The organism is Bradyrhizobium sp. CIAT3101, from assembly GCF_029714945.1.
Classification (GTDB): Bacteria; Pseudomonadota; Alphaproteobacteria; order Rhizobiales; family Xanthobacteraceae; genus Bradyrhizobium.
On record NZ_CP121634.1, the window covers coordinates 5,607,267 to 5,628,185 of the forward strand.

Consider the following 20,919-nt stretch of genomic DNA (forward strand, 5'->3'; position numbering starts at 1 on the left):
AGATCGTGGTCAAAAGCATCCTCACCTTCGGCCTCACCCGCAGCGCGATCATCGTGCTCGGCCTCGTCGTGTTCTGCGCGGCGGGACTGGCCGCCTTCAGCAAGCTGAACATCGAGGCCTATCCCAATCCGGCGCCGGTCATCCTGGAGATCACGGCCCAGGCGCCGGGGCTCTCGGCGGAGGAGATGGAGAAGTACTACACCATCCCGATGGAGGTCGGGCTCTACCCGACGCCGGGCGTGGTCAATATCCGCTCGACCTCGTTCTACGGCCTGTCCTTCGTCCGCGTCACCTTCCGCTATGGCGTCGACTATTATTTCGCGCTGACCCAGGCCGCCAACAGCATCCAGCAGAACATCACGCTGCCGGGCAACCAGGTCCCGACCATCCAGCAGTCGAGCCTGGTCGGCGAGATCTACCGTTACCAGCTGGTCGGCCCGCCGAATTTCGGCCTCACCAACCTTCGCACGCTGCAGGACTATGTCGTCACCCGCCGCCTGATGACGCTGCCGGGCGTGGTGCAGATCAACTCGTGGGGCGGCACCACCAAGCAGTTCAACGTCGATGCCGACCTGCAAAAGCTCGAGGTCTACAACATCACGGTGCCGCAGCTCGTCACCGCGCTCGGCAACGCCAACGTCAATGTCGGCGGCCGCGAGATCGCGATCGGCCAGCAATCCGTCAACATCCGCGGCATCGGCCTGATCGATTCCGGCGGCGCCGACGACGTCACCAAGGGCTACAAGGTCACCGATATCGAGAACATCGTGCTGACCCAGTCGAACGGCCTGCCGATCCAGATCAAGGACGTCGCAAAGGTCTCCGTCGGCTTCGTGCCGCGGCTCGGCATCGCCGGCAAGGACAAGCAGGACGACATCGCCGCCGCCATCGTCGTCATGGGCCGCACCCAGCACACCAACGAGATCATCCCGAAGGTCGAGGAAGAGGTCGCCAAGATCAACAGCGACGGCACGCTGCCGCCGGGCGTGAAGGTCGTGCCCTATTACGATCGCTCCTCGCTGGTCGGCGTCACCACCCACACGGTGCTGCACAACCTCGTGTTCGGCTGCCTCTTGGTGTTCATCATCCAGTGGGTGTTCCTCGGTGACCTCCGCAGCGCGCTGATCGTCTCCGCCAACATTCCCTTCGCGCTGTTCTTTGCCATCATCATCCTGGTGCTCCAGGGCGAGGACGCCAATCTGCTGTCGCTCGGCGCGGTCGATTTCGGCATCATCGTCGATTCCGCCGTGATCATGATGGAGAACATCTTTCGAAACTTCCAGTCGAGCCCGGACAGTCGCGCGCGCGTCCTGCAAAATCTCGCCGAAGGCTATTGGGGCGCCGATCCGACCGCCCACACCCACGGCCAGCCGACCATGGCGCGCTGGACCGAGCGGCTCAGGATGATCTTCGTCAGCGCCTTACAGGTCGACAAGGCGGTGTTCTTCACCGCCGCGATCACGGTGACCGCCTTCGTGCCGCTGTTCACGATGCAGGGCGTCGAGGGCCAGATCTTCGGACCGATGGCCCGCACCTATGGCTATGCGCTCGCCGGCGCGCTTCTGGCGACCTTCACGGTGACCCCGGTGCTGGCGTCACTGCTGCTGCCGGAACACATCGAGGAGACCGAGACGGCGATCGTGCGATGCCTGCGCCGCGCCTACACGCCGGTGCTGCGCTGGGCGCTGGGCAGCGTGAAGCTCGCTCTGATCGCGGGCGGGATCTTCCTCGCGATCTCGACGCTTGCGGCAAGCCGGCTCGGCAGCGAATTCCTGCCGGCGCTGGAGGAAGGCAATTTCTGGATCCGCGCCTCGATGCCGCCGACCATCTCGCTCGACGCCGGCACCGAGGCGACGCGGAAGATGCGCGACATCCTGCTCCGCCATCCCGAGATCATCACCGTGGTCTCGCAGCACGGCCGGCCCGACAACGGCAGCGACGCCTCGCCCTTCTCCAATGTCGAGCTGTTCGCGCCGATCAAGCCGTTCGACGAATGGCCGAAGGGCCTGACCAAGGAGAAGCTCACCGAGGCGCTGCAGAAGGAGTTCGACGAGGAATTGCCCGGCGTCACCTTCAACTTCTCCCAGTACATCCAGGACAACATCGAAGAAGCCCTGTCCGGCGTGAAGGGCGCCAATTCGGTCAAGGTGATCGGTCCGAACCTCGATGTGCTCGAGCAGACCGCGACCAAGATCATGGACGTCATGCGCGACGTCCGCGGCGTCGCCGATCTCGGCGTTTTCCATCTGGTGGGCCAGCCCAATCTCGACATCAAGATTATCAGAGAGAAAGCTGCCCGTTACGGCCTCAACACCGGCGACATCACCGCGGTGGTGCAGGCCGCGCTCGGCGGCACCATCGCCACCAACGTGCTGGAGGGCGACCGCTCCTTTGCGGTCGCGGTCCGGCTCGATCCAAAGTTCCGCCAGAGCATCGACGCCGTGCGCGATCTCAAGGTCGCCTATTCGACGCCATCCGGAACCAACGCCTATATCCCCCTGAGCGAGCTCGCCGACATCACGCTCGACACCGGTGCGCTGTTCATCTACCGCGAGCGCAGCCAGCGCTACATTCCGATCAAGTTCAGCGTGCGCGGCCGCGATCTCGGCGGCACCGTGGCGGAGGCGCAAGCCCGCGTCGCGGACAAGGTCCAGCTTCCGCCGGGCTACCGCATCATCTGGTCCGGCGAGTTCGACAATCTGGAAGCCGCGAAGGCGCGGCTGATGGTCGTGGTGCCGGTGACGCTGCTGTTGATCTTCGTGCTGCTCTACAGCCTGTTCAATTCGGTGCGCGACAGCCTGCTGGCGCTCGCCGGCATTCCCTTCGCGGTCGGCGGCGGGCTGATCGCGCTCTATCTCGCGGGCCTCGATTTCAGCATCTCGGCTGCGATCGGCTTCATCTCGCTGTTCGGCGTCGCGGTGATGGACGGCATTCTCAACATTACCTATTTCCGCGAGCTGCGCGCCTCCGGCATGAGCATCGCGGAAGCCGTCTTCCACGGTGCCGAGCAGCGCATGCGGCCGATGCTGATGACCGCGCTCTCCGCCGGCGTCGGCCTGTTCCCGGCGGCGCTGTCCCACGGCATCGGCAGCCAGGTGCAAAGGCCGCTGGCAACGGTTGTCGTCGGCGGCATGTTCATCGGTCCGTTGCTGCTGCTCGTGGTCGCGCCGGCGCTGCGCAAGGTCTTTCTGTCGCGCGAGAGAACGCCGGCACACGAGGACAGCGCGGCGGCCTCGCCGCCGGAAGTGGCCCATTAGGATGCGTTGCGTGATGATCAGCCGAGCGGCTCGCAAATCACTTCTCGCCAGCGCCGCGAGCGTCGTGCTCGCCAGCTGCGCGGTGGGCCCGAACTTCGAGACGCCGCCGGCACCCGCCGTGTCCCGCTACACGCCGGAGCCGCTCGCCTCGCCCCGGGTCGATGCCGAGGGCCCGCGCGTGCCGCGGCAGCAATTCGTCAATGGCGCCGACATCCCGCCGCGCTGGTGGGCGGCGTTCCGGTCGCAGCCGCTGAACGAGCTGATCCGCCTGTCGGTCGAGCACAATCCGTCGCTGCAATCGGCGGAGGCCGCGATCCGCGTCGCCAATTTCAATGCGCTGGCGCAACGCGGCCTGTTCTTTCCGCAAATCGGCGTCAACTACACGCCGTCCGACCAGCAGATCTCCAACATGGCGACGTCCAACCCGGTGGACTCGCCGCAGTCGCGCTACACGCTGCACACCGCACAGCTCAACATCAGCTTCGTGCCCGATATCTGGGGCCAGAACATCCGCGCCGTCGAGAGCCTCGACGCCCAGACCGAGCAGGCGCAGTACCAGCTCGAGGCCGCCTACGTGACGCTCACCGCCAACGTCGTCACCGCCGCCATCCAGGAGGCCTCGCTGCGCGGCCAGATCGCGGCGACCGAACGCATCGTCAAGATCGAGCGCGACATCCTCGGCATCCTCAAGACCCAGTTCGAGGCGGGCCAGGCCGCCCAGGTCGACGTGCTGACGCAGGAAACGGCGCTGGCGCAGGCCGAGCAGACCTTGCCGCCGCTGGAGAAGCAGCTCGCCGTGCAGCGCGACCTCCTCACCGCGCTCGCCGGGCAGTTCTCCGCCGACGAAGTATTGCAGAAATTCGATCTCCGCCACCTCACCTTGCCGGCCAACCTGCCGGTGAGCCTGCCGAGCACGCTGGTTGCGCAACGGCCGGACGTGCGTGCGGCGGAAGCCAATCTGCATTCGGCAAGCGCCCAGGTCGGCGTTGCCATTGCGGCGCGGCTGCCTAACCTGACGCTGACGGGAAATCCCGGCACCAGCGCCTTCAAGGCGTCGCAGTTGTTCACGCAAGGCACGCTGTTCTACACGGTGGCCGCGAGCGCGACGCAGCCGCTGTTCGACGGGCTCACGCTCTATCACAAGCAGAAGGCCGCGGAAGCAGCCCTCGACGAGGCCGAGGCGCAATATCGCCAGGCCGTGATCACGGCGCTGCAGAACGTCGCCGACGCGCTGCGTTCCCTGCAGGCCGACGCCCGTGCGGTGCAGGCGGCGATCAAGGCCGAGACCGCGGCGAAGGCGAGCCTCGACATCGTGCAGAAGCAGCTCGTGCTGGGACAGATCACCCAGGTCACGGTGCTGAACGCGCAGCAGGCCTATTTCAACGCCGCCATCACCCGCGTCCAGGCGGAAGCCACCCGCCTGTCCGACACCGCCGCCCTGTTCATGGCGCTCGGCGGCAGCTGGCCGGCCGAGTGTAAAACACCCGTCTGGCGCGAATGTGTGTTTGCGGACAAGCCTGCTCCGGTCATGAAGGTCAGCGAGGCAACGTTGCCGTCACGGTGATGCGAGTAGCGGGCCAAGCCCGTAGGATGGGTAGAGCGAAGCGAAACCCATCGCTTGATCACCGCAAGGAAAAATGATGGGTTTCGCTGCGCTCTACCCATCCTACATCTGCCTCACAACGAGATCGACCGCGGGAACAACGCATGCGCATCCGGAAGTTCACGCTCGCCTCCGCCCTTTGTCTAACGACAACATTGGCCCACGCAGCCGGCTTTCGATTCCTCACCGTGCCGGCCGAGGCCGGCTTTCCGCAGATCGAGGCGGCCGTGTGGTCGCCCTGCCGGGAGCCGGTCGGCGAAGTGAAACTCCGCACGATGACCCTGCCCGCGACGCAGAACTGCGCGATATCGGGCGACAAGCTGCCGCTGATCGTGATCTCGCATGGCTATGGCGGAAGCTTCCCCGGTCATCACGACACCGCGGAAGCGCTCGCGGACAACGGTTTCGTCGTTGTGGCGCTCAGTCATCCCGTCGATACCGGAGGCGGCGACATGAGCCGCGCGGACACGCTCGCCGCCTTCACGGAGCGTCCGGCCGACATCAAGCGCGTGATCGACTACATGCTCGACGCATGGCCTGATCATGCAAAGCTCGACCCCGGACATATCGGCTTCTTCGGCTTCTCGCGGGGCGGCTATACCGGCCTGGTCGTCGCCGGCGGCAATCCCGATCTGCGAAAGATGATCGCCTTGTGTCCGGAGAGTTCTCGAAACCCCAGTTGTGCGGAGCTGCGCAAAGGCGAGATTCCGCCGCCGGCATTCACGCATGACCCGCGCGTCAGGGCCCTCGTCATTGCCGACCCCGCGTTCGGTCCGTTGTTCGCCCCTGGCGGCTTGAAGGACGTGAAAATCCCGATCCAGCTGTGGGCTTCGGCGCTGAGTGGAGAAGACAGAACGGGCGGCGAAGTCACGCTGGATTATGTCTCAACGATCATGCGCGATCTGCCGGTCAAGCCCGACTATCATCTCGTGGCGAATGCCGGTCACTACGCATTTCTTCCGCCCTGCACGCAGGAGCTGGCGCAGAAGCGTCCCAACATCTGCACCGACAGAGCCGGCTTCGACCGCCTCGGCTTCCACAACGCGTTCAACGCGGCGGCGCTGGCGTTCTTCCGGGAGCATCTGAAGGACTGACGAACAATGCAAGCACGCAGCCTACGCCAGATAGCCTGACACGCCATCCCACAGCAGCTTCACCGCCGTGACGACCAGCAGGCTGTAGCAAGCGCGGAAAACCTGCTGCTGGTCGAGCCGTCCGTGCAGGCGCCAGCCGAGCCAGACGCCAGAGGGAATGGCGAGCAGACAAACCGCCATCACGATCCATTCGTTGCCCGACGGGCGCGTCAGCAGCAGCCACGGCACCGCCTTGGTCGCATTGCCGACGGTGAAGAACAGGCTCGTCGTTCCCGCATAGATCTCCTTGCTGAGGCCGAGCGGCAGCAGATACATCGCAAGTGGCGGTCCGCCGGAATGCGCGACCATCGTCGTGACACCGGAGCCGAGACCGGCTGCGATCGCCTTCGGCGTCGAACGCGGACGTATGATCACCTTCGTGTCGCCAAAGAACCACAGGCCGACGAAGATCAAGGTCACGATCGCCATCACGATCGCGACGGCACGGTGATCCAGCACGCGAAACAGCAGATAGCCGAGTCCGATGCCGATCACGAGCCCCGGCAACAGCAGCACGAGGTCGGGCTTCGACCAGGTCGAGGGCTTCCAGTAGCGCAGCGCGAACAAATCCATCGCGATGAACAGCGGCGCGAGCAGGCCTCCGGCTGTGACCGGGTCCATGACGAAGGACAGCAACGGAATCCCGACGATGGAGAAGCCGCCGCCGAAGGCGCCCTTCATGAAGCAGATCAGGAATACGCCGGCGAAGGCGATGAGGATGGTGGCGGCCGTCAGATCCATGTTCGTCTCCGCGACCGCCAGGCAATCCGCCCTCTATGAAGTCTTGCGGCGCGACGTGTCCTCGCTTCGGAAAAACACGCGAGGCAGGGCTGACGGCACGCCAAACGTCAATCCGATGAAGGCGAGAAACAGGTCGAAATAGCTGAGGTGCATGGTCGTGGGCTCTGCAGTTCCCGGGCAAAACCAGGTCAATTCACTGATTGCCTGGAATATGCTCCGATCCATACCTCAGTACAATAATAACATTGATCTCGGAGCAATATCGTCGAGCCTGAACCTTGGCTGCTCGCAGACCCGATCTCAGTGTAATCTCGAGCTGAATCCGGGGCGGTTGCTTGTAGGATGGGTAGAGCGAAGCGAAACCCATCGCTTTGGTCTCTGGAAGAGATGATGGGTTTCGCTAACGCTCTACCCATCCTACGAACTGCGATTGCGATCCTTTTCGAGGACGTCGGCTCGCTCTGGGATGACCGAGACAGGGATCAGGTCATGGCAGAAGCTCTTCGCAGCTATCGACGCAACCGCGTAACCTAGACGGAGCGATGGAGGCCGGGATGAGGTGCCTGCGCATATATGCAACGCCTGACGGGGAATCCCATTTTGGAGAAGTCGATATCGCAATGACGATGAAGCCGGCGTTTCCCAACGAAGCGCCGTTTGAACTTTCGGCTTACTACCCAGCGTCACGCATCCGTTTCGCTCACATCCCCGCTGGGGTACGCGAAGCCGGCTTTCACACGCCGCCGGATCGACTCCTCGCCATATGGCTGGATGGCCAAGTGGAATTTGAAACGAGCGATGGGCAGGTGAGATGCCTCCCGGCGGGAAAATTTGTTCTCGTCGAGGATACGCACGGGAGAGGACACATCTCGCGCCACCCCGAGGAAGGACAGAACGTTATCACGGTCATATTGCCGAGCGGCCTTGGCACGCCGCTTGATTAATGCAATCCCGAGCTGAATTCGTTCCGGGGCGGTTGCTGGTGGGGAGGCTCCTCCACACGTCAGCTATGATATGTTGTGCCGTTCTTCGTCGCAGGAGATAGACTGACGTGTTCGACACCCGGAAACTGACGCCCGCACTCTCGGCGCCTGGGCGCGACTTGCTGAGGCGAGAAATATATAAAGGACTGGCGGACAGAGCAGCCGGGTGCGTCAAAGACCTCGATGTTGGCGCCATCCTTGCCAAACAAAAGGGGCTATTCCAGAAGCGCCCAATCTCCAATGTAAGGCAATTCGGAGTTGATGGTCGCAAGACGCTCTTCCTGCTGCTTCTCCTTTTCGCGATCCCCGCGGGCGACTGCTCCGCGCAGACACCGCCGCCGCCAATCGACGACCATGCGCTCGAGCGCGTGCCGCCGACGGTCGTGAAGAGATTGGCGACCCGCTTTTCGCTAGGCGCATTCGCCGGCCGCTTCGAAGAGACGCGGCTCGACGCGGTCCGTAAAGCCGTGGGCGAAGGGACCATCCAACACCAGGGCGACGCTGGAGGTAGCATCTATTGGCTGTGTTATCGGCGCGCGCAGCATCGATTGTGGGTCGTGTCCAGCGGAGAGCTCGGCGGCCCGGACCATCTCGTCACGGAGATCGTTGAAGAACTCACCGAGAAAGACGCCGGGGCCTCGGCCGATTGCGCCATCATCCCGGAGAAGTTCGCGCCCGTCGTCTTCGACAGCAAGCTGCATTTGGGTATGTCGCGTCAGGAGGTCATCACGGCGTTGGGACCGCCGTCGAAGTCGGAAGCTGCTCAGATCGTGTATTCTCACGCGGGAAAGCCCGCAGACGGTTTCGATGAGACCGCTTGGCTCATTCTCGGATTTCGTGAGGACAAGCTCGTGTCCATGCGCGGCAGCAAGACCACGACGAATTGAAGTGGCTGCGAGCCGCGTTCGCGCTTCGCGACGAATGCGAGCGCATCACACCTCCGAGGTTATTGGTACACGGCCTAGGAACCGGCCCAGTGCTCGCGAAAGGCAGCTCCGAGTGCAACCCGCTGCTCGTTCGTTGCGCCCTGCTCCGCCTCGGCCCGATCCGTCGGCAGGTCCGTGTAAACGATCGGCTGAGCGAACTGGCTGGCCGTGAAGTCATATCGCCAGCCTTCGATCCGGTTGTAGAAATGATCGCCGGCCGGCAGCGGCGTTTTCAGCAGGTCACCGCCGAAGAGTTCATGAACGAGCAGCGCCGTGACGTTGCACTGCCCTGCCGCGGGATTATCCGCCGTCCATTGGCTCGCCGTCGACAACGACCATGCCTTGCGCATCGCGCTCTGAATCTCGTCGGCATCGAAGCCCATTGTCACTCCCAACGATCGCTGCAGGCCCCGGAGCCTTCGCACCGGGACCTGCATTCGCCAGATGTTAGCGTTCAGCTCTGCGAGTGACGCGCCATGAAGATGTCGTAGCCGACCTCGCCGACCTGGAACCAGGCATAGCCGTCGTTGGAGAATTTGGTGAGGGACTCGTAGACCTTCTTGAAGTTGGGGTTGGTCGCCGAGACCTCGTCGTGCAGCTCTTTCGCGGCCTTGTGGCAGGCATCCATGATCGGCGGCGAGAAGGCGTGCAGCTTGGTGCCGTTGGCGAGCAGCTTCTTCAGCGCCAGCGGATTGGCCTGGTCGTAGCGCGCCATCATGTAATTGTTGGCGTAATGCCCGGCCTGCGCGAGCACGCTCTGGTAATATTTCGGCAGCGCGTTCCATTTGTCGAGATTGACGAAGGCGAGCAGCATCGGGCCGCCCTCCCACCAGCCGGGATAGTAGTAGTGCGGCGCGATCTTGTAGAAGCCGAGCTTCTCGTCGTCATAGGGGCCGACCCATTCGGCGGCGTCGATGGTGCCCTTCTCCAGCGCCGGATAGATGTCGCCGCCGGCAAGCTGCTGCGGCACCGTACCGAGCTTTTGGAGCACGCGGCCGGCAAAGCCGCCGATGCGGAATTTCATGCCCCTGAGATCATCCGGCGTGTTGACCTCTTTCCTGAACCAGCCGCCCATCTGGCAACCGGTATTGCCGGCGAGCAGCGAGACGACGTTGTAGCTCTTGTAGAACTCGTTGAGAATCTCGCGCCCGCCGCCCAGCATGTACCAGGCCTGGTTGATACGCATGTTCGGACCGAACGGCACCGACGAGCCGAAGGTGAAGGTCGGGTCCTTTCCGAAATAATAGTAGGACGCAGTGTGGCCGATCTCGCAGGTGGCGTTCTGCACGGCGTCCAGCACCTGCAGGCCCGGCACGATCTCACCGGCCGCAAAGATCTGGATCTGAAACTTGTTGTCGGTCGCCTCCGCGACCATCTTGCACATCATCTCGGCGCCGCCGAACAGCGTATCGAGCGATTTCGGCCAGCTCGTCGGCATGCGCCATTTGATCTCCGGCATCGACTGCGCGATCGCGGGAGAAGCGAGCGTGGCCGCGCCGGCCGCAGCCAGTCCTGTGACCTTGATGAAGTCTCGTCTCTTCATGATTTCCTGCCCTGATGAATGATGATTGTGAGCCTTCTTGCCGAGGCTTGGAGAGCAGCATGGCGCAAGGCCGGAGCGAATGCCATCGTGATCGCATCGCGGCGAGGAAAAAATTCCGGCCTGCTCGGGGCCGGCCGATTTGGTCTGGTGTCACTCGATGACGTCGTCGGCGCGGCCAAGAATTGACGGTGGGATCGTAAGGCCGAGCGCCTTTGCCGTCTTGAGATTCAATCTGAGCTCGAATTTGGTCGGCACCTGCACCGGAAGCTCTGCCGGTTTCGTGCCATGGAGAATGCGATCGACGTAGACGGCCGCCCCAGCAAAGAGATCCTCGTCTACGGGGCCATACGAGAGCAGCCCGCCTTGCTCGGTCGGTAGCGTTCGATCTGAAACCGCGGGAACATGATGTTGCACCGAAAGCGATATGACCTTTGCACGATGAGCAAGCATAAATCCATCCGATTGGACAACGAGTCCTCCGCTTGGCTCCTGTCCAAGCATCGCAATCGTTCTTTCGATGTCTCCCTCACTGCGAACGGGCGCTTTCATCGCCTCGACGCCGACTGAGCGTGCGGCAGCTTCGAACGAAGGAAGGAAATATGATCCGCCCGAGGGGGCGGTATCTGGATTGAACATGATTGCGACCCGCATCACGCGAGGCGCGATCTCCTTGAGAAGCTCAAGCCATTTGCCGCCCATGGTCGGCTCCAGGTTGATGAAGCCCGTGATATTCGCGCCAGGACGGGAAAGGCTCGCGACGAACCCGGCACCTATCGGATCAGACACGATGACAAAGACGACCGGCAGCGTCCGCGTCTCTCGGAGGAGTGCAGCGGTTGCCGGGGTCGTGCATGTGACGATCAAGTCGGGTCCGAGTTCAACCAGCTCTTTCGCCTGGACCCGCATCCGATCCACATTTCCTGCAGCCCAGCGAACGTCGAGCCGGATGTTGCTTTCTTCTCGCCAACCCAACTCGCGAAGCCGCTGCGTCAACCTGGAGAAAAGGAACTTTGATGAAGCATTGTTTTCATCCCAACCCAGGAGAATGCCGACGCGCCGCAAGCGCCCTGGCTGCGCGTGTCCGGTGCGCGACAGTGCAAGCGCAGTCGCCGAACCAACGAGGAGCGTAACGAACTCCCGGCGCCTCACTCGATGGTCACCTCGCCGGCCAAGGCGAGCACCGCGAATGGTCATGGCAAACCCGACGGCCTGGGCGGTCCCTCTGACCGAAACGATAGCACAATCGCGACGTGGCCGAAGACTGCTGCGGTGCGAGATTCCGATCCCGGCTATAGCGCCAGCTTGTAGCCGATGTGGCTGCCGACAAATCCCAGCCTTTCGTAGAAGCGATGTGCATCCGGGCGCGTCTTGTCGGTCGTCAGCTGGACGAGATCGCAGCCTCTGGCCTTGCATTCGCCGATGGCCCATTCGAACATCTGCTGCCCGGCACCTGTTCCCCGATGGGCCGCAGCGATCCTCACCGCCTCGATCTGTCCGCGCCACGCACCTTTCCGGGCCAGCCCAGGGATGAAGGTCAATTGCAAGGTGCCGATCACCTCGTTGTTCAAGATCGCCACCGCCTGGAGCTGATTGGCATCGGCAAGGATGGCCTTGAACGCATCGACGTAGCACGGGTTTGTCGGCGAGCTGGAATCCTCCCGCTGCTGCCCCAGGACGTCGTCGGCCAGAAGCGCGACGATGGCCGGAAGATCGGCCCATTCGGCGCGACGAAAGCTGATGTTCATTGTTGATGAAAACTCCGCAGCGCCGCGCGCTAATTTCGGATTATTCGATCATCACCTTTTGCCACTGTTTTGCCCGACGGGTCAAGCGCAACTCCATCCGCTCGCAATGACGGTCGGGCAAGCCGTCGCGAACCGCGAGACGACGTCGTTCCCGGCGTCTACTGTGCATGGGGTTGTTTTGCGGATTTCCTGTTCGGCGCCCGATGCGCCGCCAAAGAAAAAGCCCGGCCTCGCGAGCGAGGCCGGGCTATTCGGTCTGACAGTGTGCTCGAAGATCAGCCGCGGGTGCGCGAGCGGATCATGAAGCTGTCGTAGGTGTATTCGGCGACCTGCCACCACAGATATTCGTCGGAGCGGTAGGCCTGCATGGCGTCGATCGACTTCTTGAAGTCGGCGTTCTTGGCCGAGATCTCGCCCCACAGCTCGTTGGTCGCCTTGAGGCAGGCCTCGAGCACTTCGTTGGTGAAGGGACGGAGCTGGGTGCCGCCGGCGACCAGACGCTTCAGCGCCGCCGGGTTCTGCATGTCGTAACGCGCGGCCATCCAGGTGTTGGCGTTGGCCATCGCGTTGGTGAGGATCGCCTGGTAGTTCTTCGGCAGCGAATTCCACTTGTCGAGGTTGGTGAAGGCGTGGACGGTCGGACCGCCTTCCCAGAAGCCCGGATAGTAGTAGTACTTCGCGACCTTGGCGAAGCCGAGCTTCTCGTCATCGTAGGGGCCGACCCACTCGGCCGCGTCGATGGTGCCCTTTTCCAGCGCCGGATAGATGTCGCCGCCGGCGAGCTGCTGCGGCACCACGCCGACCTTCTGGAGCACCTGGCCGGCGATGCCGCCGATGCGCATCTTCAGGCCCGAGAGATCCGCAACGGTCTTGATCTCCTTGCGGAACCAGCCGCCCATCTGGGTGCCGGTGTTGCCGCAGGGGAAGCCGATCACGTTCGACTTCTTGAAGAACTCGTTGCCGAGCTGCTCGCCGCCGCCCTGGTACCACCAGGAGTTCTGCTGGCGCGCGTTGAGGCCGAACGGCACCGAGGCGTAGATCGCCCAGGTCGGGTCCTTGCCGACGTAGTAGTAGGAGACGGTGTGGCACATCTCGACCGTGCCGTTCGAGGTCGCGTCGAGGGCCTGCAGGCCGGGGACGATTTCGCCGGCAGCGAACACCTGGATCTGGAACTTGTTGTCGGTCATCTCGGCGACGTACTTCGCCACCTGCTCGCCGCCGCCATAGATGGTGTCGAGCGACTTCGGGAAGCTCGACGTCATGCGCCACTTGATCTCGGGCGAGGACTGCGCAATCGCCGGCGAGGCCACCGCGGCGGTTGCCGCCGCACCTGCTGCCGACACTTTCAGGAAATCACGACGCTTCATCTTCAGGTCTCTCCTTGCTGGGGCGTTTCCCCGAACTTCCTCTTGGCTGCCGCTCATTCCGGCGACGCGATGTGGACCGCGTCGAACCGAAGGGGCTTCGCTGCCGTGGCGTTTAACACGGAAGCCACTTCCGCGGAACGCGACAATGACATGACGGGGGGCGACCAAAGTCGCATGTCCCCTGACTTCAGGCTTAAGCGGCCGCGATGACGCCCTTGAGCTGGTCCCGGACCTGTCCCGCGATGGCGCGATAGATCGCCGCATGGGGGCCGTCCGGCTCGCTGTCGACAACGGGATTGCCGGCGTCCGAGGTCGCACGAATCGCCATATGCAGCGGGATCTCGCCCAGGAACGGTACCTGGAGCTTCTCGGCCTCGTGGCGCGCCCCGCCATGGCCGAAGATGTCGGATTTCGTGCCGCAATGCGGGCACTGGAAGTAGCTCATGTTCTCGACGATGCCGAGCACGGGCACGTTGACCTTCTTGAACATGGCGAGCCCACGCCGCGCGTCGATCAGGGACAGGTCCTGCGGGGTCGAGACGATCACGGCGCCCTTCAGCGGCACGTTCTGCGCCAGCGTGAGCTGGGCATCGCCGGTACCCGGCGGCATGTCGACGACGAGCACGTCGAGCGTGCCCCAGGCGACGTCGCGCAGCATCTGCGTCACCGCCGACATCACCATCGGGCCGCGCCAGATCATCGCGGTCTCTTCCTCGACCAGGAAGCCGATCGACATGATGGCGAGGCCGAAGCGCCGGAGCGGAATCATTTTTCGCTCGCCGTCCAGCTCCGGCTTCTCGTGCAGGCCGGTCAGCCGCGGCACCGAGGGGCCGTAGATGTCGGCATCGAGCAGCCCGACCTTGAGGCCGAGATCGCGCAGGCCGAGTGCCAGATTGAGCGCGGTGGTCGATTTGCCGACGCCACCCTTGCCGGAGGCCACCGCGATCACGGCGGCGACGCCCGGAATCTCGGACTGCCGTGCCATCGGCGATTGAGCACCGCCCTGCGGCGGCGGCTTGTGGGCATGGACCGGCTGCACGCCGGGCGTGCCGCGGCTCGGTTGCGGGGGTGGCGGCGGCGAGCTGCCTGCCTTGCGCTCGGCGGTCAGGGCGACCATCACGGTGGTGACGCCGGGAATGCCGCGCACGGCAGCCTCGGCTTCGGCGCGGACGGATTCCCAGGCCCGCGCCTCGGCGGCATCGACATTGATCGAGAAGAACACCTTGCCGTCGGAGGCGCTGATCGCGCTCAGCACATTGGCATTGATGAGCGCGACCCCGCGGGGCGACTTGATCTTGGCGAGGCTGTCGAGAACCTGTTGCTGCGTCACGCTCAAAGCGCATCTCCTAGAAATTCAAGATGCCCCATTAGAGCGGAAACGGCCAAAAGGCTACTGCTTGCCGATATCGTCAGCCATCTCGGAAGGTGCTGCCCCCTGCTCCTGGGCCGCCTCGTAATTGAGCTCGATCATGACCCCGTTGGGGTCGTGGACGAAGATCTGCCAGAGGTCGCCGCCCGGCACCTGGCGGCTATCGAATTTCATGCCCTTGGAGGCCAGGCGCTGCTTCATGCCGTCGAAGCCCCGGCTGACGAAGGCGACATGGTGGACCACGCCGGAATCCGGCTTTTGCGGCTCGGAGGTCGGGGAAATATCGACGAGGTGCACCACCGCCTTGCCCTCGCTGTACATCCAGGCCCCCGGGAAGGCGAAATTCGGCCGGGCGCCTTTTTCCAGGCCCAGCACGTCCTCGTAGAAGCGGACCGTCTCGGCCAGATTCCGGGTCCGGATGTTGAAATGATCGAGGACGCCAACGCTCACGCCGCCCATGCTTTTCGCTCCCTTGTTTTGAAGTCCTTGTTGAAGTCCTTAGTCCCTGCATCCTAGCACAGGAGGCCGCCAAACGAAGCCGTTGCCCTCCGGCCGCAACGGTTTATGGTGCGCCCGGTCCGCCCTGGCGCGGAACCTCAAGGACCCCCGGCTGGCGCCCCTCGCCCGGCTGCAACCGTAAAACTCAAGCTACGGACACACACATGGCTAAAGTCGCTTTCCTCGGTCTCGGCGTGATGGGCTTCCCCATGGCCGGACACCTCGTGAAAAAAGGGGGCCATGAGGTCACCGTCTACAACCGCACCGCCGCCAAGGCGAAGGAGTGGGCGGACAAGTTCGGCGGCAAGACCGCGGCGACCCCGAAGACCGCGGCCGAAGGCCAGGACTTCGTGATGTGCTGCGTCGGCAACGACAACGACCTGCGCGCCGTCACGATCGGTGCCGACGGCGCCTTTGCCGGCATGAAGAAGGGCGCGACCTTCGTCGACCACACCACCGCTTCCGCCGAGGTTGCGCGCGAACTCGATGCGGCTGCGACCAAGGCCGGCTTCAAGTTCATCGACGCTCCCGTCTCCGGCGGTCAGGCCGGCGCGGAGAACGGCGTGCTGACGGTGATGTGCGGCGGCGCGCAGGATGTTTATGCCGGCGCTGAGCCGATCATCACGGGCGCCTATGCGCGGATGTGCAAGCTGCTCGGGCCCGCCGGCTCCGGACAACTGACCAAGATGGTCAACCAGATCTGCATCGCCGGCCTCGTGCAGGGCCTCTCCGAGGGTATCCACTTCGCCAAGAAGAGTGGCCTCGACGTCGCCGCGGTGATCGAAACCATTTCCAAGGGCGCAGCGCAGTCCTGGCAGATGGAGAACCGCTACAAGACCATGAACGAGAACAAGTACGATTTCGGCTTCGCGGTCGAATGGATGCGCAAGGACCTCTCGATCGCGCTGGCTGAGGCCCGCCGCAACGGCGCCAATCTGCCTGTCACCGCGCTGGTCGACCAGTTCTACGCCGAGGTCGAGAAGATGGGCGGCAAGCGCTGGGATACGTCGAGCCTGCTGGCGCGCCTCAATCGCTGACCTGATACTGCCTTGCTGACCGCGATCGCTGCCATCTTCGTCCTGACCTATGCGGCGATCGCGTTCGAGCACCCCCTCGGGATCAACAAGACCGCGACCGCGCTGGTCGGCGCGGGACTGCTCTGGACGATTTACGCGGTCACGATCAGCGATCACGCGCTGGTCAGCCATCAGCTCGACGAAGCCGTCGTCGCCACCGCGCAGATCGTGTTCTTCCTGATCGGCGCGATGACCATCGTCGAGGTGATCGACGCCCATGACGGCTTCGAGGTCATCACCTCGCGCATCAATACCACGAGCCAGGTCACACTCATGTGGCTGGTCGGCTTCGTGGCGTTCTTCCTCAGCGCGATCCTGGACAATCTGACGACCACCATCGTCATGGTCTCGCTGATCCAGCGTCTCATTGCGAGGCGCGACGATCGCCTGCTGTTCGCCTCCCTCATCGTCATCGCCGCCAATGCCGGCGGCGCATGGACCGTGATCGGCGACGTCACCACGACCATGCTGTGGATCGGTGGACAGATCACGCCGTTGAACATCATGCGTGCGGTGTTCCTGCCCTCACTGGTCAATTTGCTGGTGCCGCTGGCTTTCATCAGCCTGTCGCTCAGGGGCAAGACCATCGCGGCGCCGCCGAGAGACAACGAATTGCTCGCCGTCGACCGGTTCGAGCGCAATCTGATGTTCTATCTCGGGCTCGGCGTGCTGATCGCGGTGCCGGCCTTCAAGACGGTCACGCATCTGCCGCCCTTCATGGGCGTGCTGCTCGGCCTCGGCATCGTCTGGCTCGTCGGCGAGCTCGTTCATCGCGACAAGGACGAGCATGTGCGTCGTCCCCTCTCGCTCGCGCACGCGCTGACCCGGATCGACATGGGTTCGATCGTGTTCTTCGTCGGCATTCTGCTGGCGGTCGCCTGCCTCGAACATGCCGGCCTCCTGACGATGCTGGCCCGATGGCTGGAGACGACCATCGGCCGCCAGGACGTCATCGTCGTCGTGCTCGGCCTGCTCAGCGCCATCGTCGATAACGTGCCGCTGGTCGCCGCGACCATGGGCATGTATGACCTCGGCCACTACCCGCCCGACAGCTTCCTCTGGGAGTTCATCGCCTATTGCGCCGGCACCGGCGGCTCGATCCTGATCATCGGCTCGGCCGCAGGCGTCGCCGCCATGGGGCTCGAGCGGATCGAGTTCCTCTGGTATGCCCGCCGCATCGCCGTGCCCGCGCTTGCGGGCTATCTGGCCGGCGCCGTGGTCTATGTCGCACAGCACGCGTGGCTGCACTGAGCGGCGGCGGCCGGATCAAAATTAACGCCCGGTTAACGTAATTCTTTAGCTCCTTAAGTCACCTCTTAAGGATTTCTTGCCAGAGATAGACAATGCAGAAGTCCCGCGTCCGACGCGGGCAGGAATCGTTGTTGCTTGATGAGTAACCCCGCTGAAAAGCCTGAAGTTGTGCAGCTTCCGGCCGAACCAATCAGCGCTCCGTCGGCGAGCAGCCGAAGGGCTGCGTCGCAGCGGGTGCGCGAGGCGCGCGATAAGTTAACGTCGACCAGCGGAACCCGGCCGGCCTTCGACGCCGAGATGCTGCGCCAATATGCGCAGACGCGCCTGTCCGCCTCCTATGTCGTGATGCTGCTGGTGGTCGCCACCGGCGTGCTGTTCGGGCTGTGGATGCAGCCGATCCCGGCCGCGGCCTGGACCGCCGGCATGATCTGCCTTCACGCGGCCATGATCCGCAGCTGCCGCCGCTTCCTGGCCGAGCCTGCCTCACCTGCGGCGACGCGCACCTGGCGGACACGCTTTGTGGTGCTCGATTTGCTGTACGGCCTGTGCTGGATGGCGATCCTGATTCATCCCGTGCTCGACATGGTCACGGAAACGCTGATGATGTTCCTGATGCTGCTGGTGATCGCAGTGTCGAGCATGCTGGCTGCCAATCTGCCGATCGCAGCGCTCGCCGCCACCGCACCGGTTGCGGTCGCGATGGCGTTGAGCTTTGCGATGAGCGGTTCGCTCGACAATTATATCCTGGCTGCGCTCGCACTCGGGGCCGAAGGCTATTTCGTGCTGCTGGCACATCGCCTGCACTCCTCGACCTTCGCCACGCTCGAGGCACGTGCCGAGAAGGACGCGCTGATCGGCGAGCTCGAACAGGCCAAGGCGATCTCGGACGAGGCGCGGCACCGCGCCGAATCCGCCAATGTCGCCAAATCGCGCTTCCTCGCGCAGATGAGCCACGAGCTGCGCACGCCGCTCAACGCCATCCTCGGCTTCTCCGAGGTGATGAAGAGCGAGATTTTTGGCGCGCATGCGGTGCCGGTCTACAAGGAATATTCGGCGGACATCCATAATTCCGGCGTACACCTGCTCAATCTCATCAACGAAATCCTTGATCTGTCACGGATCGAGGCCGGCCGCTACGAATTGAACGAGGAAGCGGTGTCGCTGGTCGGAATCGTCGCCGACTGCCACCATCTGATGAAGCTGCGCGCCTCCAGCCGCGGCATCACCATCCACGAGGTGTTCGAGCAGGCCATGCCGCGGCTCTGGGCCGACGAGCGCGCGATCCGCCAGGTCGTGCTCAACCTGCTTTCCAACTCGATCAAGTTTACCCCGCAAGGCGGCGAGATCTGGCTCAAGGCCGGCTGGACCGCTTCGGGCGGGCAGTATCTGTCGGTGAAGGACTCCGGACCCGGCATCCCCGAGGACGAGATCCCGGTCGTGCTCGCCTCGTTCGGCCAGGGCTCCAACTCGATCAAATCGGCCGAACAGGGCGCGGGCCTCGGCCTGCCCATCGCCAAGAACCTGATCGACTTGCATGGCGGCACGTTCACGCTGAAGTCGAAACTGCGCATCGGCACCGAGGTGATCGTCACCTTCCCGCCGGAGCGCGTGATGAGCGCGCTCGCGCCGCTGTCGGAGGAGGCGCCGCCGCTGCAGCCGGAGAGTTCCATGGTGCCCGACGAGAAGCGCAGGCCGCGCCACAAGCCGATCATGAGTGCGGGCACGGGCTCTTAACGTCATGCTTGCAGACATGCCCGCCAATCCCCCACTATGTCCGGATGACCAAAGAAACGCCGTGCGTCGCCGTCTGCATGATCGATCCCAAGACCAAGCTGTGCTTCGGCTGCGGCCGGACCTTGCCCGAGATCGCGCGCTGGCACGCCATGGAGAGTACCGAACGGCTCGCGCTGATGGCGCTGCTGCCCACGCGCATGGCGGAAGCCGGCTTGCAGCAGATCGCGGGATCGTCGAAACGGGCCTGACCGGCCAGCGCGCCATCGGAGGCGCGCGATGACCCGCTTCCTGCTCGTTCTCATCATGCTCGCCGCCACGGCCGGCGCCGTGGTCGCCTATGGTGATCCCGACCAGATCGCACGCGCAAGCCACAAGGTCTCGCACATTTTTCGCGCGCAGACGGCCGCGCCCGCCCCCGCCGTGCAGATCCAGCGCGGCCAGGGCGGCGAGTTCGCACTGCGCGCCAAGATCAATGGCGTCGCAGCACCCATGGTGATCGATACCGGCGCCACCTCCGTGGTGCTGACCTGGGAAACCGCGAAGGCGATCGGGCTGCCGCTCGAGATGCTAGAATATGACGTCGACCTCGAAACCGCCGGCGGCCACACCAAGGCGGCGCGACTCACGCTCGACCGGCTCGCCGTCGGCCATCTCGTCGAGAAATCCGTGCCGGCCCTCGTCGTGCCGCGCGGGCTGATGAAGACCAACCTGCTCGGCATGAGCTTCCTCGATCGCCTGGAGAGCTGGGGCGTGCGGTCCGACACGCTGATGCTGACCGGCTACCCGGAGCTCCAGAGCAGCCACCGCCGTTCGCGCACGGCTGTCGACTAAGGGCGGCGCTCTCCGTCCGCGCACGGTCACTTCGGCAAATTGGTCATCCGTCCACCGAACGATCCCGGCTGTGGCATTTCCGCCATTTACAAACCGTCCAGTCGGTTTATAAGAGACGCATTCCCGGATCGGGGTTGGACGAGCGCCGCTTCTCGCGTGACGGAGGCGGCCAAGTGGGAGATTGAGAGTGATGACTGCCAGAGCCGCCTTACGTCGCGCAATGCGCGCCCTGCCCTTTGTCGCGGCGTTCGCCGCAAGCAGCGCGAGCGCGGCCGATCTGTCGCCGCGTTACGCCGCATCGGCCTACACGGCGCCGCAGACTGTCTATTCCTGGACCGGTCTCTATGCCGGTCTCAATGCCGGCTACGCCGAGAGCGGCGACAACGCCTTCAACAATCTCGTCGGGGTGAGCGGCGGCAAGGTCAAGGGCGCGTTCGGCGGCGTGCAGATCGGCTACAACTACCAGCTCTCGCCGATGTTCGTGGTCGGCATCGAGAACGATTTCGAAGGTGGAGACATCAAGAACCGCGACGCAATCAACAGCGACGCGGTCAGCCTGCCCTGGTACATGACCGGCCGCGCCCGTGCCGGCATCGCGACGATGGATTCACGGCTGCTGTTCTTCGGGACCGCAGGTCTTGCCACCGGCGAATTGAAGGACGGCCCGATCAACAAGATGAAGATGGGCTGGACCGCGGGCGGCGGCGTGGAATGGGCGTTCCTGCCAAAATGGTCGGCCAAGGCCGAGTATCTCTACACCGAATTCAAGCATAACGACCTGCCGGACTGGAACGCTGCGAAATTCCACAGCTTCCGCGTCGGCGTGAACTATCATTTCGACCTGTTCCGCTGAGCGTGATCA

The 20,919-nt window shown here is 63.8% G+C and carries 20 protein-coding genes; 12 read left to right on the forward strand and 8 right to left on the reverse strand.

The annotated features are described in order from the left end of the window. Window positions 1-5: 5 nt before the first annotated feature. The 3 genes from QA645_RS26680 (at window position 6) to QA645_RS26690 (ending at window position 5,954) form a co-directional block, all read left to right on the forward strand. The gene (locus tag QA645_RS26680) at window positions 6-3,257 is read left to right on the forward strand and encodes an efflux RND transporter permease subunit (RefSeq protein WP_283044501.1); all 3,252 of its coding nucleotides are present in this window, start codon (window positions 6-8) and stop codon (window positions 3,255-3,257) included. 13 nt (window positions 3,258-3,270) lie between these two features. Then, a complete protein-coding gene (locus QA645_RS26685; protein WP_283053344.1) occupies window positions 3,271-4,821 on the forward strand; it encodes an efflux transporter outer membrane subunit in 1,551 nt (516 codons plus the stop codon). A gap of 143 nt (window positions 4,822-4,964) precedes the next feature. Further along, a complete protein-coding gene (locus QA645_RS26690) occupies window positions 4,965-5,954 on the forward strand; it encodes an alpha/beta fold hydrolase (protein ID WP_283044502.1) in 990 nt (329 codons plus the stop codon). Window positions 5,955-5,975: 21 nt separating this feature from the next. On the opposite strand, the gene QA645_RS26695 is transcribed toward QA645_RS26690, so the two are convergent. Further along, entirely contained in the window at window positions 5,976-6,734 is a 759-nt protein-coding gene (locus tag QA645_RS26695) for a sulfite exporter TauE/SafE family protein (RefSeq protein WP_283044503.1), read from the reverse strand. 620 nt (window positions 6,735-7,354) lie between these two features. Here QA645_RS26695 and QA645_RS26700 point away from each other — a divergent pair. Continuing rightward, window positions 7,355-7,678 (forward strand): hypothetical protein, encoded by a 324-nt coding sequence (locus QA645_RS26700; protein ID WP_309144854.1) that lies wholly within the window; start codon window positions 7,355-7,357, stop codon window positions 7,676-7,678. 107 nt (window positions 7,679-7,785) lie between these two features. Then, the gene (locus QA645_RS26705) at window positions 7,786-8,604 is read left to right on the forward strand and encodes a hypothetical protein (RefSeq protein ID WP_283044504.1); all 819 of its coding nucleotides are present in this window, start codon (window positions 7,786-7,788) and stop codon (window positions 8,602-8,604) included. 74 nt (window positions 8,605-8,678) lie between these two features. On the opposite strand, the gene QA645_RS26710 is transcribed toward QA645_RS26705, so the two are convergent. The 4 genes from QA645_RS26710 to QA645_RS26725 all read right to left on the reverse strand — a co-directional run bounded on the left by QA645_RS26710 (window position 8,679) and on the right by QA645_RS26725 (window position 11,931). Next, entirely contained in the window at window positions 8,679-9,026 is a 348-nt protein-coding gene (locus tag QA645_RS26710; protein ID WP_283044505.1) for a hypothetical protein, read from the reverse strand. Window positions 9,027-9,097: 71 nt separating this feature from the next. After that, window positions 9,098-10,186: a TRAP transporter substrate-binding protein DctP gene (gene dctP, locus QA645_RS26715; protein WP_283044506.1), complete on the reverse strand. Its 1,089-nt coding sequence runs from the start codon at window positions 10,184-10,186 to the stop codon at window positions 9,098-9,100. Window positions 10,187-10,336: 150 nt separating this feature from the next. Next, complete coding sequence (locus QA645_RS26720; protein ID WP_283044507.1) at window positions 10,337-11,380, reverse strand: ABC transporter substrate-binding protein; 1,044 nt, start codon at window positions 11,378-11,380, stop codon at window positions 10,337-10,339. A 95-nt stretch (window positions 11,381-11,475) separates the two neighbouring features. Beyond that, entirely contained in the window at window positions 11,476-11,931 is a 456-nt protein-coding gene (locus QA645_RS26725) for a GNAT family N-acetyltransferase (RefSeq protein ID WP_283044508.1), read from the reverse strand. On the opposite strand from QA645_RS26725, the gene QA645_RS26730 reads away from it, so the two are divergent. After that, window positions 11,924-12,235 carry a hypothetical protein gene (locus QA645_RS26730; protein WP_283044509.1) on the forward strand — a complete coding sequence of 104 codons (312 nt, stop codon included), beginning with the start codon at window positions 11,924-11,926 and terminating at the stop codon, window positions 12,233-12,235. The genes QA645_RS26725 and QA645_RS26730 overlap by 8 nt on opposite strands. Here QA645_RS26730 and QA645_RS26735 read toward each other — a convergent pair. The 3 genes from QA645_RS26735 to QA645_RS26745 all read right to left on the reverse strand — a co-directional run bounded on the left by QA645_RS26735 (window position 12,207) and on the right by QA645_RS26745 (window position 15,126). After that, a complete protein-coding gene (locus tag QA645_RS26735; protein ID WP_254130612.1) occupies window positions 12,207-13,298 on the reverse strand; it encodes a TRAP transporter substrate-binding protein in 1,092 nt (363 codons plus the stop codon). The genes QA645_RS26730 and QA645_RS26735 overlap by 29 nt on opposite strands. A gap of 193 nt (window positions 13,299-13,491) precedes the next feature. Next, the gene (locus QA645_RS26740; protein ID WP_283044510.1) at window positions 13,492-14,634 is read right to left on the reverse strand and encodes an Mrp/NBP35 family ATP-binding protein; all 1,143 of its coding nucleotides are present in this window, start codon (window positions 14,632-14,634) and stop codon (window positions 13,492-13,494) included. A 54-nt stretch (window positions 14,635-14,688) separates the two neighbouring features. Beyond that, complete coding sequence (locus tag QA645_RS26745; RefSeq protein ID WP_283044511.1) at window positions 14,689-15,126, reverse strand: VOC family protein; 438 nt, start codon at window positions 15,124-15,126, stop codon at window positions 14,689-14,691. 203 nt (window positions 15,127-15,329) lie between these two features. On the opposite strand from QA645_RS26745, the gene QA645_RS26750 reads away from it, so the two are divergent. From QA645_RS26750 to QA645_RS26775, 6 genes are all read left to right on the forward strand, one after another. Further along, window positions 15,330-16,202, forward strand: a complete 873-nt coding sequence (locus tag QA645_RS26750) for an NAD(P)-dependent oxidoreductase (protein ID WP_283044512.1) — start codon at window positions 15,330-15,332, stop codon at window positions 16,200-16,202. Window positions 16,203-16,214: 12 nt separating this feature from the next. Then, window positions 16,215-17,492, forward strand: coding sequence for a sodium:proton antiporter NhaD (gene nhaD, locus QA645_RS26755; protein WP_283044513.1), 1,278 nt, complete (start codon window positions 16,215-16,217; stop codon window positions 17,490-17,492). 138 nt (window positions 17,493-17,630) lie between these two features. Beyond that, window positions 17,631-19,226 (forward strand): HAMP domain-containing sensor histidine kinase, encoded by a 1,596-nt coding sequence (locus QA645_RS26760; RefSeq protein WP_254130607.1) that lies wholly within the window; start codon window positions 17,631-17,633, stop codon window positions 19,224-19,226. Between the two features lie 44 nt (window positions 19,227-19,270). After that, entirely contained in the window at window positions 19,271-19,474 is a 204-nt protein-coding gene (locus QA645_RS26765) for a DUF1289 domain-containing protein (protein ID WP_254130606.1), read from the forward strand. Window positions 19,475-19,502: 28 nt separating this feature from the next. Next, window positions 19,503-20,057, forward strand: a complete 555-nt coding sequence (locus QA645_RS26770) for a TIGR02281 family clan AA aspartic protease (protein ID WP_254193080.1) — start codon at window positions 19,503-19,505, stop codon at window positions 20,055-20,057. Between the two features lie 190 nt (window positions 20,058-20,247). Beyond that, a complete protein-coding gene (locus QA645_RS26775; protein WP_283044514.1) occupies window positions 20,248-20,910 on the forward strand; it encodes an outer membrane beta-barrel protein in 663 nt (220 codons plus the stop codon). The last annotated feature ends 9 nt before the right edge of the window (window positions 20,911-20,919 follow it).

Coding starts and splice junctions, on each gene's coding strand:
- QA645_RS26685 (WP_283053344.1), top strand. CDS start 3,271: ATGATCAGCCGAGCGGCTCGCAAATCACTTCTCGCCAGCGCCGCGAGC.
- QA645_RS26690 (WP_283044502.1), top strand. CDS start 4,965: ATGCGCATCCGGAAGTTCACGCTCGCCTCCGCCCTTTGTCTAACGACA.
- QA645_RS26695 (WP_283044503.1), bottom strand. CDS start 6,734: ATGGATCTGACGGCCGCCACCATCCTCATCGCCTTCGCCGGCGTATTC.
- QA645_RS26700 (WP_309144854.1), top strand. CDS start 7,355: ATGACGATGAAGCCGGCGTTTCCCAACGAAGCGCCGTTTGAACTTTCG.
- QA645_RS26710 (WP_283044505.1), bottom strand. CDS start 9,026: ATGGGCTTCGATGCCGACGAGATTCAGAGCGCGATGCGCAAGGCATGG.
- dctP (WP_283044506.1), bottom strand. CDS start 10,186: ATGAAGAGACGAGACTTCATCAAGGTCACAGGACTGGCTGCGGCCGGC.
- QA645_RS26720 (WP_283044507.1), bottom strand. CDS start 11,380: ATGACCATTCGCGGTGCTCGCCTTGGCCGGCGAGGTGACCATCGAGTG.
- QA645_RS26730 (WP_283044509.1), top strand. CDS start 11,924: ATGTTCATTGTTGATGAAAACTCCGCAGCGCCGCGCGCTAATTTCGGA.
- QA645_RS26725 (WP_283044508.1), bottom strand. CDS start 11,931: ATGAACATCAGCTTTCGTCGCGCCGAATGGGCCGATCTTCCGGCCATC.
- QA645_RS26735 (WP_254130612.1), bottom strand. CDS start 13,298: ATGAAGCGTCGTGATTTCCTGAAAGTGTCGGCAGCAGGTGCGGCGGCA.
- QA645_RS26745 (WP_283044511.1), bottom strand. CDS start 15,126: ATGGGCGGCGTGAGCGTTGGCGTCCTCGATCATTTCAACATCCGGACC.
- QA645_RS26750 (WP_283044512.1), top strand. CDS start 15,330: ATGGCTAAAGTCGCTTTCCTCGGTCTCGGCGTGATGGGCTTCCCCATG.
- QA645_RS26760 (WP_254130607.1), top strand. CDS start 17,631: ATGAGTAACCCCGCTGAAAAGCCTGAAGTTGTGCAGCTTCCGGCCGAA.
- QA645_RS26765 (WP_254130606.1), top strand. CDS start 19,271: ATGACCAAAGAAACGCCGTGCGTCGCCGTCTGCATGATCGATCCCAAG.
- QA645_RS26770 (WP_254193080.1), top strand. CDS start 19,503: ATGACCCGCTTCCTGCTCGTTCTCATCATGCTCGCCGCCACGGCCGGC.
- QA645_RS26775 (WP_283044514.1), top strand. CDS start 20,248: ATGACTGCCAGAGCCGCCTTACGTCGCGCAATGCGCGCCCTGCCCTTT.